The organism is Nakamurella panacisegetis (assembly GCF_900104535.1).
Lineage (GTDB): Bacteria > Actinomycetota > Actinomycetes > Mycobacteriales > Nakamurellaceae > Nakamurella > Nakamurella panacisegetis.
This window is the reverse complement of sequence record NZ_LT629710.1, coordinates 1,715,606-1,729,613: the sequence shown is the minus strand read 5'-3', so window position 1 is coordinate 1,729,613 and position 14,008 is coordinate 1,715,606. Positions and strand designations below refer to the sequence as shown.

The 14,008-nt window shown below is 68.7% G+C and carries 14 protein-coding genes; 5 read left to right on the top strand and 9 right to left on the bottom strand.

All coding sequences use genetic code 11. From position 1 onward, the window contains the following. Positions 1–39: 39 nt before the first annotated feature. Positions 40–1,227, bottom strand: coding sequence for an HpcH/HpaI aldolase/citrate lyase family protein (locus tag BLS97_RS07625; RefSeq protein WP_090475459.1), 1,188 nt, complete (start codon positions 1,225–1,227; stop codon positions 40–42). 386 nt (positions 1,228–1,613) lie between these two features. On the opposite strand from BLS97_RS07625, the gene BLS97_RS07620 reads away from it, so the two are divergent. Continuing rightward, complete coding sequence (locus BLS97_RS07620) at positions 1,614–2,696, top strand: ATP-grasp domain-containing protein (RefSeq protein WP_157695276.1); 1,083 nt, start codon at positions 1,614–1,616, stop codon at positions 2,694–2,696. 2 nt (positions 2,697–2,698) lie between these two features. Here BLS97_RS07620 and BLS97_RS07615 read toward each other — a convergent pair whose 3' ends face one another. Next, positions 2,699–3,934 carry a hypothetical protein gene (locus tag BLS97_RS07615; RefSeq protein WP_090475457.1) on the bottom strand — a complete coding sequence of 412 codons (1,236 nt, stop codon included), beginning with the start codon at positions 3,932–3,934 and terminating at the stop codon, positions 2,699–2,701. A gap of 387 nt (positions 3,935–4,321) precedes the next feature. Between BLS97_RS07615 and BLS97_RS07610 the strand changes: the two genes are divergently transcribed. Beyond that, a complete protein-coding gene (locus tag BLS97_RS07610) occupies positions 4,322–4,897 on the top strand; it encodes a TerD family protein (protein ID WP_090475456.1) in 576 nt (191 codons plus the stop codon). A gap of 696 nt (positions 4,898–5,593) precedes the next feature. Beyond that, complete coding sequence (locus BLS97_RS07605; RefSeq protein WP_090475455.1) at positions 5,594–6,262, top strand: TerD family protein; 669 nt, start codon at positions 5,594–5,596, stop codon at positions 6,260–6,262. 105 nt (positions 6,263–6,367) lie between these two features. Here the strand turns inward: BLS97_RS07605 and BLS97_RS07600 are convergent, their stop codons facing one another. The 4 genes from BLS97_RS07600 to BLS97_RS07585 all read right to left on the bottom strand — a co-directional run bounded on the left by BLS97_RS07600 (position 6,368) and on the right by BLS97_RS07585 (position 9,879). Further along, a complete protein-coding gene (locus BLS97_RS07600; RefSeq protein WP_090475454.1) occupies positions 6,368–6,799 on the bottom strand; it encodes a PRC-barrel domain-containing protein in 432 nt (143 codons plus the stop codon). Then, positions 6,799–7,386 (bottom strand): PRC-barrel domain-containing protein, encoded by a 588-nt coding sequence (locus tag BLS97_RS07595; protein ID WP_090475453.1) that lies wholly within the window; start codon positions 7,384–7,386, stop codon positions 6,799–6,801. The genes BLS97_RS07600 and BLS97_RS07595 overlap by 1 nt, the downstream gene beginning before the upstream one ends. Before the next feature lie 231 nt (positions 7,387–7,617). Beyond that, a complete protein-coding gene (locus tag BLS97_RS07590; RefSeq protein ID WP_090475452.1) occupies positions 7,618–8,565 on the bottom strand; it encodes a D-alanine--D-alanine ligase family protein in 948 nt (315 codons plus the stop codon). 9 nt (positions 8,566–8,574) lie between these two features. Continuing rightward, positions 8,575–9,879: an aminotransferase-like domain-containing protein gene (locus BLS97_RS07585; protein WP_090475451.1), complete on the bottom strand. Its 1,305-nt coding sequence runs from the start codon at positions 9,877–9,879 to the stop codon at positions 8,575–8,577. 302 nt (positions 9,880–10,181) lie between these two features. Here BLS97_RS07585 and BLS97_RS07580 point away from each other — a divergent pair, with 302 nt between their 5' ends. Next, the gene (locus BLS97_RS07580) at positions 10,182–10,565 is read left to right on the top strand and encodes a DUF3224 domain-containing protein (RefSeq protein WP_157695275.1); all 384 of its coding nucleotides are present in this window, start codon (positions 10,182–10,184) and stop codon (positions 10,563–10,565) included. Positions 10,566–10,610: 45 nt separating this feature from the next. Further along, positions 10,611–11,444, top strand: a complete 834-nt coding sequence (locus BLS97_RS07575; RefSeq protein ID WP_090475449.1) for an MBL fold metallo-hydrolase — start codon at positions 10,611–10,613, stop codon at positions 11,442–11,444. 153 nt (positions 11,445–11,597) lie between these two features. On the opposite strand, the gene BLS97_RS07570 is transcribed toward BLS97_RS07575, so the two are convergent. The 3 genes from BLS97_RS07570 to BLS97_RS07560 are packed head-to-tail and all read right to left on the bottom strand — an operon-like array spanning position 11,598 to position 14,002. Beyond that, on the bottom strand, positions 11,598–12,419 hold the full coding sequence (locus BLS97_RS07570; RefSeq protein WP_090475448.1) for a MerR family transcriptional regulator: 822 nt from the start codon (positions 12,417–12,419) through the stop codon (positions 11,598–11,600). A gap of 36 nt (positions 12,420–12,455) precedes the next feature. Continuing rightward, on the bottom strand, positions 12,456–13,298 hold the full coding sequence (locus BLS97_RS07565) for an SDR family NAD(P)-dependent oxidoreductase (RefSeq protein WP_090475447.1): 843 nt from the start codon (positions 13,296–13,298) through the stop codon (positions 12,456–12,458). Then, complete coding sequence (locus BLS97_RS07560; RefSeq protein ID WP_090475446.1) at positions 13,295–14,002, bottom strand: aspartate/glutamate racemase family protein; 708 nt, start codon at positions 14,000–14,002, stop codon at positions 13,295–13,297. The genes BLS97_RS07565 and BLS97_RS07560 overlap by 4 nt, the downstream gene beginning before the upstream one ends. Between the last annotated feature and the right edge of the window lie 6 nt (positions 14,003–14,008).

Sequence of the window (14,008 nt, the reverse complement as noted above, 5' to 3'; positions counted from 1 at the left end):
CCGGCCCGACGGCCGTCGAGGACCCGAAGTCGGTCACCGTCACCCGTCCAACAAGGCGGTGAGGATCTCGACGTGCGATATGTCGGGGTTGGCCACCCCGAAGACCGCGGCGCGGTCGCGGATGCGCTCGGCCCAGCGCCGGTGCGGGCGCATCTCGTTCATCTTGTTGCGGTAGCCGGACGCGCGGACACCGGCCTCGGCTGACCCCAGGATGTCGGAGGCGTCGCTGAACTCCTCGTGCGGGACGACGGACAGTGCGTGCACCGCGGCGACGTGCGACGGATGGATCACCGTCTTTCCGGTCAGCCCGTTCGCCCGATCGAGCACGATCTCCCGGATGAGGCCGTCCACGTCGTTGGTCACCAACTGGTGGCGGAACGACTTCGCGTGGCGGGACTCGAACGGGGTGGCCCGCAGCTGCGGACGGAACATCCGCTCGTGGCCGGCGAAGTACTCCCACACAGGCCCGGTGATCGTGTACCCCGTCCCGTCCGCGCGCCCGAGGTGGTTGACCACCTCGGCGATCAGCTCGGCCACGACCCCGACGTGATAGATGCTCAGGTCACGATCGCGCCGGATCCCGTACAGGCCACAGAGATCGGTGGCACCGAACCGGACGGCCAGGACCATCTCGCGGTACTGGCCCAGCAGATCACGAATGGCCGAGAGGGCCTCGGTCCGACTCTCCCGGTACAGGACGTCCGGGGTCTCCAGCACGGGCATGGCGAACAGTCGGGTGCCGACGCGGTCGGACGCGGCCAGGATCTCGCCCAGGAATCGCGCCCCGGTCGACGCCGAGAACTTCGGTAGCACGAACCCGTTCAATGCCGAGCTCGAATCGCCGATGCCGGCGATGACATCACGGATGTGTTCGGGGGTACGGACTCTCACGAACAGGAGGGTCTGCTGATCAGCGTCGCTCAACTCCGTGATCGCGTCGATGGCGTTGACCACCGCGCCGTCGACCTGGTCGTCCGCGACCGCATCCTCCAGATCGATCACCACCGAGCGCACACCGTCGGCCGCCCGCTTGGTGATCGCCTTGACCAGGTCGGTCCGCACTCCGGGGATGTACAACGTCGCGCCCAGGGCGTTGGCCAGCACCGTCCGCCCACTCGTGCGGTCGAACTCGCCGGGGGCGAGCGAGAACAACTCGTCCCGAACGTCCTGCGACAGGTGGTCGAAGTGGCGCACCTTTACCGATCCTTTCATCGATCCGAGAGCCATTGAGCAGCAACGCATATCGAGCCTGAGGGCCAGCCGCTGCCACGCCGTCGGACCGGGCTGGGCGTCAGCGGCGACGCGTCATCCCCCGACAGTGTGCCTCACGCACACGCCATTCTTGTGCCTCTTCCACAGATCGCCCGAAGGGCGACGCCCACCGCCCCGGGTGTTTCCGGCGAACGGGTGAACCAGTGATCGGCAAGAACCGGACAAGAGATGAACGTCAACAAAACAGCCCCTCGCAATTGGCTGTTCAGCCGGTAAACTCCTGAGGTACCGGCACGCAGCCGGGTCGCAGTCCAATCAGCAGGTTCACCCTTCCCGGCGCCGCCGCGGGGAAGGGTGCCGCTTGGTGTCCAACACATCGGTTCGAAGCCAGGAGCAACAAGGTGCAGCACGTCAGGATCTGGCTGAATCGGAACTACGCTACCGCTGTTCACCTGCTGGACATGTTGCGGCACAACCCCGATGGGGTTCCGGTGGAACTGTTCGGCTCCCATGCCGATCTGAGCTCGCCGATGCTCGCCGGGGTGGATCACAAACTGCGCGAGCCCGTGGTGACCGACCCTGACTTCGTCGACCAGATGCTGGACCTGTGCCGGCAGCATCGCATCGACGTACTGCTGCCGGTGGCTGGGCAGTCGCAGATCGCCCACCGCGCAAGCGATTTCGCATCCATCGGAACGGCTTTGATCTGCCCGCCGGCCGACGCCGTCGACCTGCTGGCCGACAAGGCGGACACCTACCAGGCACTGGCCGGGAGCAAGTTGGTGCCGCCGTGGCGCGTCGCCCGGTCGGGGCCGCAGTTCGACGCGGCGATCGTCGACCTGGACGAGCTGTGGACACGCAGCCACCCGCTGATCATGAAGCCGACCCGCGGTGTCGGCGCCGACGGTGTCCGTTTCCTGACCCGGGCGGCTCCCGATCTGACGTCCTTGCTGGGTCCGATCGGCCCGCTGGTCTGGGTGCAGACCGTACGGGATGCGATCGCCGCCGCCGCTGAGCACGTCCCGGATCTGATGCTGATGCCGTACCTGCCCGGGCCGGAGACGAGTGTCGACGTCCTGGCCCACCGCGGTCGGACCCTCGCGGCGATCCCCCGCACGAAGAGCGGTCGGCACCGGGTTCTCGGGGGCGACCCACGGCTCCCCGGGTTGGCCTCGGAACTGGTCGAGCGGTTCGATCTGGACGGCCTGGTGAATGTGCAGTTCCGCCTGTTCAACGACGAGCCGGCGCTGCTGGAGATCAACTCGCGTCCCTCGGGCGGGCTCTTCCAGACGGCGCTCACCGGGGTGAACCTCCCGTGGGCGGCGGTCCAGCTCGCCCTGGGCCGCGACCCGGGTCCGCTCCACCCACGGTTGGGCACGGAGTTCGTCTCGGTCTCGTCGGTGGTCCCGTTGACGCAGGTCGCCGCGGGTGTGGCCAGTTCGTTCGCGGGGACCAAACCCCTCGAGGTGGCCGCCGCGGACTAGGGTCAGTGCCCGTGCGCCGCCTCTCCCCGCACCCGGTCGATCACGTTCTTCACGAACGCGTCCACCGACTGCAGGGTCTGCAGGTAGGTCCAATAGTCGGGGTGGGTACCGGTGAGATCGGCCGCCGCCCGTTCGATCCGATCGGACTGCGCGTCGAGCACCGAACCCCACTGCGGGACCAGGCCCCGGGACACGACCAGCAGTTGGGCGTCCCGCAGCTTGAACCGAGTCGCCTTCGCGGCCGCTGCCGGGTCGGCCTGGGTGCTCCGCAGCAGCCGCAGCCGATCGCCCATCGAGTCGCCCTCGGCCTCGGCCGTACTCAGCTTCGCCCGAGCCGTCGCCAGATGGTTCGCGGCCGGCTCCGGCTGACCGGCGTTCAACGCCGACTGCGCCTGGGCAAACTCACCACGGGCATCCTCCAGCGCCCGCCGGGCGCGGTCGTCGGCCCCGCTCAGGTCCCGTGAGCAGGCCGCGGAGAACTCCCGGAGCAGAGCTGACCGGGTCGACGGCAGCGATTCCAGCCGGGTGCCGACCGCCTCGATCCGGGTCTTCACGCTGCTCAACGAGCCACGGACGGTGGCGGCCAGGTTGCGGGCGGCGGTGATCCGGGAGCCCACAGTCTCGGCGGCGGCGTGGACAGCGGCCGCGGCATGCCTGATCTCCAGCGGGGAGCCGACCGTCTCGGCCGTCTTGAGCTCGGACAACGCGTTGACGAGCTCGCCGGCGGCGTCCATCACGCTCGGGTAGGCGAATCCGTCGGCCTCGGCCTTCGTCAGGTCGGCCTCGGCCTGAACGGCCGCGGCCCTGGCCTCACTGGAGATCTGCGGCGTCGCGGCGCGGAGTGACCTGGCCTTCTCCAGTTCGTCCGCGTGCTTGCGGTAGAAGGTGTCCACCGCGATCGCGGCGTCGGCCAGAGTCTTGTGCACCTGGGTGAAGGCGGCCGCGGCGGCCACCGGATCCACCCCGGTCGGCCGGTCGGCGGAATCGAGCAGCGAATGCGACTCGGCCGTGGCCAGGTACTTCGAGGAGGCGTCGAACGCGACCTGCGCCACCGTCGTCCACTCGCGGGTCAATGCGGCCCCGGAGGCCGAGTTCTCACCGACCGCGTCCATGGCGTCCTTGACGTAGGACTGACGGTTGTCCAGGTCGAGAAAGGCCGCGACGGCGCCGTCCTGGGCGGCCTGCGCGGCTTGATCCTGCGGTCGCCTGGTGAGGCGTCCCGACCAGCTTCTGGACATTGATCCGATCCTACGGCGATTGGCCGTGGAGCCGACGCGACGGTGAGACGGCGCTGCGATGATGTCGATGACCGCGAGCGATACCGGTGCCGGGGTCCGGGCGATGCGTCGGGCCGTCTCCGCTCCCGGTCCCGACGGCTCGGTGGGTCACCGAGCCGTCGAAAATCGAATGACGGGGAATTTCCGGTTCCCCGGGCCGGGCTTTCGGCGCGCGTGTAGCGTCCCTGCTGCGGCGTCCCGGAGCGTCAATCATGAGGATCCGCCGTGAATGATCAAGACGTGAGCGATCGCAGGAACTCCGGAGCGCCCAACGCGCGTTACCGGGGCAGGAACAAGATCGGCAGCGCCGAACGCGTGCTGCCAGGTGCAACGTAGGAGGAGCCGGCAATGGGTGTGAGCCTTACCAAGGGTGGCAATGTCTCGCTGACGAAAGCGGCCCCGAATCTGACGTCGGTCATGGTGGGTCTGGGCTGGGATGCCCGCGCCACCACGGGCGTCGACTTCGACCTCGATGCCAGCGCGCTGGCCCTGGGCGAAGACCACAAGATCGTGTCCGACCAGTACTTCGTGTTCTTCAACAACCTGCGCTCCCCGGACGGGTCGATCGAGCACCAGGGCGACAACCTGACCGGCGAGGGCGAGGGCGACGACGAGCAGGTGAAGGTCGACCTGTCGGCCGTGCCGCCGAACATCTTGTCCGTCGTGTTCGCCGTGTCGATCTACGAGGGTGACACCCGCCAGCAGTCCTTCGGCCAGGTGCGCAACGCCTACATCCGCGTCGTCAACACGTCGGACAACAACGAACTGGCCCGTTACGACCTCTCCGAGGACGCCTCGACCGAGACCGCCATGGTGTTCGGCGAGCTCTACCGCAACGGCCCGGAGTGGAAGTTCCGCGCCATCGGCCAGGGCTACGCCTCCGGCCTCGCGGGTATCGCCCGCGACTTCGGCGTCAACATCTGACGAATCGACCCTGTCCCGGCGCCGGAAGCGGCGCCGGGACAGTGGGCCTCCCGGCCCGACGAAGTACCTGCAGTCCTGCCGCGGCGCCGGGGTTGACCGATCACAACCCGTCCAGGAGTCCGCATGGCCATCGACTACAACCGCAAGCGTCCAGTGCCGCCGGAGCCTGCCCCTGCGCCCACACCCTCGGGGCCCCCGGCCTCGGGCGGTCTGCCGTCCTGGTACACACCGCCGGAGGAGGAGGAAGCGGCTGCCCCACCCGCGCCGGTGTCGCCTCCGGTCGCATCGCCTCCGGCCGCGTCAGCACCGCCGACCCCTCCGCCGCCCGCGGCGCCGGCGGCAGCACCGGGGCACTATCCACCGCCCGCCGCCGCCTGGCCGCCCCCGGCCCCGACCGGCGGCTCTGCCGCTCCTGGTGGATGGCCGGCACCCGGCGGGCCGCCCGTCGCTCCACCCTCTGCCGGCTACCCGGCACCGTCCACCGGCTACCCGGCACCGTCCACTGGCCAACCGGCACCCCAGCCGGGCGGTTATCCCGCTGCGCCTGGTGGGTATCCGGCCGCGCCTGGCGGGTATCCGGCTCCGCAGTCCGGTGGCTATCCGGCTCCGACCGGTGGGTATCCCGCCGGACCGTCGGGCGGCTACCCGGCCCCGCCCCCCACTCCGCAACCCGCTGCGTACCAACCGACTTCGTCGGTGCCGGCGCCCGGCCGAGGCGGGGTGTCGCTGCAGAAGGTCACCCTCACCGCCTCGTCGCCCCAGGTGTCACTGACCAAGTCCGGTGGCAGCACGGGCACCATCCGGATCAACCTGAACTGGTCGTCCGGCGTCAACCCGGCGGCGCAGTCGGCCCAGAAAGGCGGATTCTTCAAACGGCTGGCGGCGCAGGCCCAGCAGTCGTCCGGAGTCGATCTGGATCTCGGTTGCCTGTACGAACTCTCGGACGGTTCCAAGGGCGTCGTGCAGGCCCTGGGCAACTCGTTCGGATCCTTGGACCGGCCGCCGTGGATCAAGCTGGACGGCGACGACCGCACCGGTTCGGTCAGCACCGGCGAGAACATGTCGATCAATCTCGAGCAGCCCGGCCGGTTCCGCCGGGTCCTGATCTTCGCGATGATCTACGAGGGTGCACCCAACTGGGCCGCGGTCGACGGGGTGGTCACACTGAGCCCGATCAACGGCCCGCAGATCGAGGTCCGTTTGGACGCAACGGATCAGGGCGCGCGGATCTGCGCCGTCGCCCAGCTGATCAACCACGGGAACGATCTGGTGGTGCAGCGCGAGGTGCAGTACATCAACGGAGGGCAGTCGGTGCTGGACCGTACCTACGGCTGGGGCATGAACTGGACGCCCGGCCGCAAGTGACGCGTTGCATCCTGCACCGCGACCCACGGTCGGGGGCGCGGTGCCGGATGCAACGGGTGGCTCGTCCGGATATCCGCCGTACGGACGTCCGGGCCGCCGGCCCGGTCAGCCCCGGACGACAACGGCATACGACCCGACGCCGAGCAACGCACGGCCGTCGATCGGCGGTCCGTCCGTGATGATGCCCAGGATCGTTCCGTCCGACGGGTCGAAGTCCACGTCCCGGACGATGCCGATCTGCTGGCCGGACGTGGTCAGCACCCGCTTCTTGATGATGTGGTGGGCCTTGGAGTTCAACTCCTCCAGCGCACCCTCCTCGTCGACGATCTGATCCTCGCCCGACACGGTGACGGCATCCGCTCCGAATGCGGTGATTCCCGTCCACGGGAGCATCGTGCCCGCGCCGTGCGTCTTCTTCAGGGACAGACCGACCACGCGTCGAACACTCGGGTCGATCACCAGCGAGCCGACGTGGCCGACAGTCGAGGCGTTGCCGGTGCTGACCACCTTGCGGCCGATCGTTTCGGTGAACAGCATCAGGACACCTCCCCCAACTGAGACCGAAACGCATCGATGGCCGCACCGAACGCGGCGAGGTCGTCGGTCAGATAGTTGGCGGCCGCGGCCGGGACCATCAGGTGCTCGCCCGAAGCGGACAACGTGTCGGGCAACGGGATGAGCAGCGGAAGCCGGCCGCGGCCCAGGCTCTCCGCCGGGTCGATCTGGTAGCCGACGACATCCGCTTCACCGCCCGGCCGAGCGCCGATGCCGATGATCACGTCGGAGACGCGACCGAGTGACACCCCGGTGTCGGTCAGCACCTCCGACTTGAGGATGTCGGACCGCCCGGAGCCGGTATCGTCCGCCTCGAATGCCTCGGCCAACGGGACCAGGACGTCCTCCGATTCGATGACGACGGCGTCCGGGCCGAGCCCGACCACCGCGGTCCAGGGCAGCGCCACCCTCAACGGACCGGCGAACATACCCCGGCCGGCCAGCGTGAACGCACCGATCTGGCCACCGTTCGCGGCGTAGACGATGTCCTTGACCTGGGCCACGTCCTCCCCGGCAAACGTGACGACCGCCTTCTGGATGATCTCACTCGCCCGGATGAGGGTGCTCATTTACGGCCGCGCTTGCGGTCGCTGATGATGACGCCACCACGACGCCGCTTCGCCTGCAGCGCGACGAACGCGCCCACCAAGACCGCTATCACCACGATCACGATGATCAACCACGCCCACCACTGCATGCCTCGGCCCTCGATCCGTCAACGGGCGATGTGCGCCCCAGCCTCTGCCTGTCTTACGAGGTTACCGCGGACCTGGGCGGGTAAACCAGGCGTGACCTGCGACTCAGCCCCGCGCGATGGCCTGCTCGATCAGAGCGGAATACACGCCGCCCAGGTCCTCGCCGGCTGCTTCCACCGACATCGGGAGCATCGAGGTCTCGGTCAGTCCGGGGGAGACGTTGACCTCGAGGAACTGGACGACGCCGTTCGCGTCGACGATCGCGTCGGTTCGGGAGATATCCTGCAGCCCAAGCGCTTTGTGGGCGCCGATGGCCAGTTCGGCGGCGGCTCCGGCGGCCTCGGGATCGAGTCGGGCCGGCGTGTAGTAGGTCGTCAGGCCCGCGGTGTAGCGGGATTCGTAGTCGAAGACGCCGCTCTCCGGGACGATTTCGACGGCCGGCAGCGCGCGGGGGCCCTCACTGCCGTCGACCACGGTGACGGCGATCTCGACGCCTTCGACGAACTGCTCGACCAGCACGACGTCGCCGTAGGCGAACGCCTGGACCAACGCGCCGGGCACGTCGGCCGCCGTCCGCACCACCGATGCACCCAGGGCCGACCCGCCCTGATGCGGCTTCAGCATCAGGGGCAGACCGAGGTGCTCGACCAGCTCGCTGATCAACGCCGCGGCCCCCATGTCGCGGAAGGTGTTGTGGGCCAACGTGATCCAGTCGGGGGTAGCGAAACCGGCCCGCTTGACCAGCGTCTTGGCGGTCGGCTTGTCCCAGGAGAGCCGGCAGTCGTGCGACCGGGTGCCGAGATACGGGATGCCGGCCAGTTCGAGAATGCCCTGCACCGCACCGTTCTCGCCGCGGCCGCCGTGCAGCGCGATGATCGCCGCGTCCGGCTTGGCCTGGGCCAGGTAGGGCAGCAGGGTGGCGTCGGCGTCCCGGACGGTCACCTCGAGCCCCTGGCGGCGAAGCGCCTCGGTCAAGCGCGAGCCGGAACGGAGCGACACGTCACGTTCGTGCGTGAGTCCGCCGGCCAGTACCACCACATGACGATCGCTCATCTTCGGTCCTTAGTAGATGTCAGGAGAGGGTGAGGACGGGCCGCGGTTGGCCTTGTAGGCCGGCAGGGCGGCGGTCGTCGCACCGAAGGTGCGCATCACGTCCAGCTCGTTGTCCAGCACCGTGGCCAAGCGGCGGATGCCCTCAACGATGCGTTCCGGCGTCGGGAAGCAGAACGACAACCGCATCTGTCGCGAACCGAGACCGTCGGCGTAGAAGGCGGTTCCGGGGACGTAGGCCACGCGGGCGGTGACGGCCCGGGGCAGCATGGCCGCCGTGTCGAAACCCTCGGGGAGGGTGACCCAGACGAAGAACCCACCCTCTGGGTTGGTCCAGGTGGTGCCCTCGGGCATGTGCGTCTCGAGGGCCTGGATCATCGCGTCCCGGCGCTCGGCGTAGGTGTGGCGGTAGGCCTTGACCTGGCTCTGCCAGTCGAAATTGGCCAGGTACCGGGAGACCATCATCTGGTTGAACACCGGCGGGTTGAGCGTGGCACTCTCGTTCGCCAGTACCAGCTTCTCGCGGACGGCGTGCGGCGCGAGCACCCAGCCGACGCGTAGGCCGGGGGCGAACGTCTTGGAGAACGAGCCAAGGTAGATCACGTTCTCGGCGTCGTCGGCCCGGATGGAACGGCGGATCTTGTCGTCGAAGCCGAGCAGCCCGTAGGGGTTGTCCTCCAGGATCGGGATGTTGGCCTCGCGGCAGATCTTCGCCAGCTCCTGGCGCCGGGCGTCGGACATGGTCACGCCGGCCGGGTTGTGGAAGTTCGGGATCGTGTACAGGAACTTGATCCGGCCGCCGGCTGCCCGGACCGACTCGATGGCGGCGCTGACGGCCGAGGGAATGAGGCCGTCGGAGTCCATCTCGATGTGGACCACCTTGGCCTGGTACGACGCGAAGGTGGTCAGGGCGCCGACGTAGGACGGCGCTTCGGCCAGGATGACGTCGCCCGGGTCGCAGAAGATGCGGGTGACCAGGTCGAGGGCCATCTGCGAGCCGACGGTCACGGTGACGTCATCCGGGTGGGCGGTGATGCCCTCCAGGGCCATGACCTGACAGATCTGCTCGCGGAGTTCGAGAATGCCCTGGCCGGAGCCGTACTGCAGGGCGGTCAGTCCGTCCTGGGCGATCAGCTGCGCCGCCTCGGCCGCGACGCTCTCCAGTGGCAGCGACTGCAGGTACGGCATGCCACCGGCGAGGGAGACCACCTCTGGACGGTTGGCCACGGCGAACAGGGACCGGACGGCCGAAGCTCGCATGCCAGCGGTGCGCTGCGCATACAAGGGCATGTGTCGGTCCAGGCTGTTCCCGGTCATGTGGCTTTCCTTCGCCTCTGCCGCCGCCGGGCTGGGTCAGGGCGTGCTGAGGAGGGCTGCGTGCCGGGGCGGATCGACTGATCCTAGCTGTGTTGCATGTCTGGCCACCGTTGCGTTGCGTGCCGAGCGCGGGCGCTCGCGCGAACTCGGTCAGGCGCAACCCGGGCTACTCACCGGTACGAATGGCTTTTTCGTTCGTAGTCGAACGACAAAACCCTACGTACCGATCGGTAGACGCTCTGGAGCGATGTTGACGGACCCTTCGATTGCCCTCGGCCGGTGCCGTTGGCATGCTCACGGCCATGACGAAGCATCTCGAGGCGTCGTTCACGCTCGATCGGTGGGAGGGAGACCCCGACCCGGGGGTCGAGGGCGGCCCCGACGCTGGGCACGTCCTCCTGGCGAAGACCTACACCGGTCCTGACCTAGTCGGATCGGCTACCGGGCACGCGCTGACCACCCGAGGGGAGCGTGGCGCGTCCTACGTCGCACAGGAACGGATCGTCGGCACCCTCGACGGCCGGACGGGGTCGTTCGTGCTGGAGCACGGCGCGTCCATGGGGGAGGGCTTCCCGACGTCCATGCACGCAGCCGTCGTCCACGGGTCCGGCACAGGCGAACTGACCGGCCTCGCGGGCACGGGGCTGGTCGAGCACGGGGTGCTGATCCTGGACTACGAGCTGTAGACCGGGCGACTTGCGAGGCGGCCGGACGGCCCGCAGAGTCGCAGTATGACGGTCTGGATCTGCACGGCCTGCGGCATCGAACACGCCAACACCGCCCGGCCGCCGGCTCCGTGCGCGATCTGCACGGACGAGCGGCAATACGTCCCGGCCGGAGGACAGGCCTGGACCTCGCTCACGGCGATGGCGGACGAATACTCGGGCGCCTTCCGCGAGATCGAACCGGATCTGTACGGACTGCAGGTGAGTCCGTCGTTCGGGATCGGCCAGCGCGGGCTGCTGGTCCGCACCCCGGCCGGGAACGTGCTGTGGGAGCCGCCCGGTTTCGTGAACCAGCAACTCGTCAACGACGCGATGGTCCTGGGTGGGGTGGCGGCGATCGCGTCGAGCCACCCGCACCTGGTCGGGGCGTCGATCACCTGGAGCAAGGCGTTCGACGGGATCCCGGTCTACACGGCCGAGGCCGATCGGCGCTGGATCCGTCGTCCGGACGACAACATCACGCTGTGGTCCGGCCGGCGGACGGTGGTGCCGGGGCTGGAGTTGATCCAGTGCGGCGGCCACTTCCCGGGAAGCGCTGTTCTGCACTGGCCGGCCGGGGCGGACGGCCAGGGTGCCCTGCTGGTCGGCGACACGTTGATGGTCAACAACGACCGGGCCACGGTCTCGTTCATGCGCAGCTATCCGAACCTGATCCCGCTCGGCGAGCGGCTGGTGCGTCAGATCGCCTCCACCGTGGACGACCTGACGTTCGACCGGATCTACGGTGCGTTCGACGGACGGGTGATCCAGGCGGACGCGAGGACGGCCGTCCAGCGCAGTGCCGACCGCTACATCGGCTGGATCCGCGACGAGATCCGCGATCCGGACGAGGGTGCGTGACCCGGACAAGGCTTGGCCGACGAGGGCTAGACCGAGGGAGTGCGGCGTGGATCAACTTCGCGGTCTTGGGACGGGTGTGACAGGAGCGAACAAGTTCGTCCATGCCTGCGAAGTTGATCCACGCCGGGCGGGGTTCAGAGAGCCCCGGGTGGCTCAGGTCTTCTCGATCGGCATCTGGAGTTCGGTGACTCCGTCGTCTGGACGCTCGGGGTCGTAGTCGACGTACACCTCGCGGGCGAAACCCTTGGCGCGGTAGCCGTTCGCCTCCGTCCATTGCGCCAGGGCCTGGTAGCTCTCCTCGCAGGTGTCCATCGATCCGCGGTGGATGATCGTGGCCGCCGATTGCTCGCCGGCCAGATCCCCGATGCGGAAAGCCTGGTCGGCGACCGGATCGGCGTCGACCATGATGCCGGCGTGGATCACCACTGAATCATCGTCGGCGGCCTCGTAGTACGCGATCCCATACCCGGTCGGCCGGATGCCGGCGCGGTCGAGCTCCCGCATCAGCTGCGGATACAGCGTCTGGATCACCGGACCGATGTCCCGGGTGGCGAAACTGGCGGCCGTGGCCGTCATCTCGGCCAGGCGGACCGGCTCGACTCTCTTGACCACAACGTCCTGAGTACTCATGGTGCCCTCCTGGGCGATGATGCGGAGTCGCGCCTCGACGCCGGTCAGCCGGGCTCGGTCGGCCTCGAGCTGAGTGTGAAGTTCGGCCTGCCGCAGCCGCAGCATGCCCCTCAACTCGGCCACGTCGATCGGTCCCTCGAGGATCGAACGCACCTGCGCGAGGGTGAATCCGAGGCTGCTCAGGGCGACTACACGGTTGAGTCGGGACAGCTGATCGGCCCGATAGAGCCGGTAGCCGTTGACCGGGTCGACCGCGGCCGGGCGCAGAACCCCGATGCGGTCGTAGTGACGCAGCATCCGGATCGACACCCGACCGAGGCCGGCGAATTCTCCGATGGTGAACATGACCCACTCAGCCTGGGACCTGACATCGTGTCAGGGTCAAGAGGCGACCCAGGTAGTGGTCAGGCCGATCACGCCGCTGCCGTCCAGGTCGGCCAGTTTCACCCCGGCGAAGGCCCGCGCGCCGGGCGAGGTCTGCATCCGGAACGGCACGTCCTCCGCGGTCAGCGCGGAGATGATCACCCCGGCCGCGTCGGCCGCGCTCTGGGCGTGGGCGAACGCGCCGGCGGTGCGAGCCAGGTAGGCGGTGAGCGCCGGCGCGTACGGCCCGGCGGACGCCATCAGGCCGGTGGCGTCGAGCCCGACGTTGCCGACGAATCCGCTGGCCACGGCGCCCGGTTCGATCACCACGACGGTCACGCCGACGGTGGCCGCCACGGGTGCCAGTGACTCCATGAACCCTTCGACCGCGAACTTCGCCGCGCAGTACGCCTCGTTGAACGGCTGCCCGACCACGCCCCCGACGCTGGTCACCGTCAGCACTCGACCACCGGACGCCCGGAGGTGCGGGAGCGCCGCCTTGGTGACCAGCACCGTCCCGAAGAAGTTGACCTCCATGACGGTGCGGACATCGTCGATGCGCTCCAGCTCCAGCGTCCCGACGTGCCCGGCTCCGGCGTTGTTGACGACCGCGTCCAGCGCTCCGAAATCCGCGATCACCCCGTCCAGACAGGACGTCACCGAATCGAGATCGGTGATGTCCAGGGCGCGGATGTCGATCAGGTCGAGGACCCCGGCGGAACGGGCGAGCTCGGTCAGAACCCCGGCCCGGGACACGTCACGCATCGTCGCCACCGCCCGCCAGCCGGACCTCGCCGCTGCCACCGCCGTATGGGCCCCGATGCCCGACGAGGTGCCGGTGATCAGGACGGTCTTCGTCATGCTTGCTCCTCGGAGAGCGACCAGTTCACGGCGGCCTCGACGTGCAGCCGGGTGGTGGGAAAGACCGGCACCGGACTGTCCTCGGCCCCGACCAGCAACTCGATCTCGGTGCATCCCAGGATGACGCCCTCCGCACCCGCCGCGACCAGGCGTTCTATCACCTCGCGATAGATCTGGCGGGACTCTTCTCGCACCACTCCGAGGCACAGCTCTTCGTAGATGACCCGGTGCACCTCGGCCCGGTCGGCCGCTTCGGGGATCAGGACGGAGAGTCCGTGCGAGGCCAGCCGCTCCCGGTAGAAGTCCTGCTCCATGGTGAAGGCGGTCCCGAGCAGTCCGACCGTCGTCATCCCGGCCGCGATCACGGCCCGGGCGGTGGTGTCGGCCAGGTGGAGGAACGGTATGCCCAGGTCGGCCCGGATTTGATCGGCCACTTTGTGCATGGTGTTCGTGCACATCACGATGATCTCGGCGCCCCCGGCCTCCAGCGCTTTGGCCACTCGGGCCAGCACCGCTCCGGCGGTGTCCCAGTCGCCGGCGACCTGGAGACGCTCGATCTCGGCGAAGTCGACCGAGGCCAGCAGACAACGGGCGGAGTGCAGGCCGCCCAGCCGGTCACGGACCAGCTCGTTGGTCAGGCGGTAGTACTGCGCGCTGCTCTCCCAACTCATGCCGCCGAGCAGGCCAATGACCCGTTGCTCCATCGGACG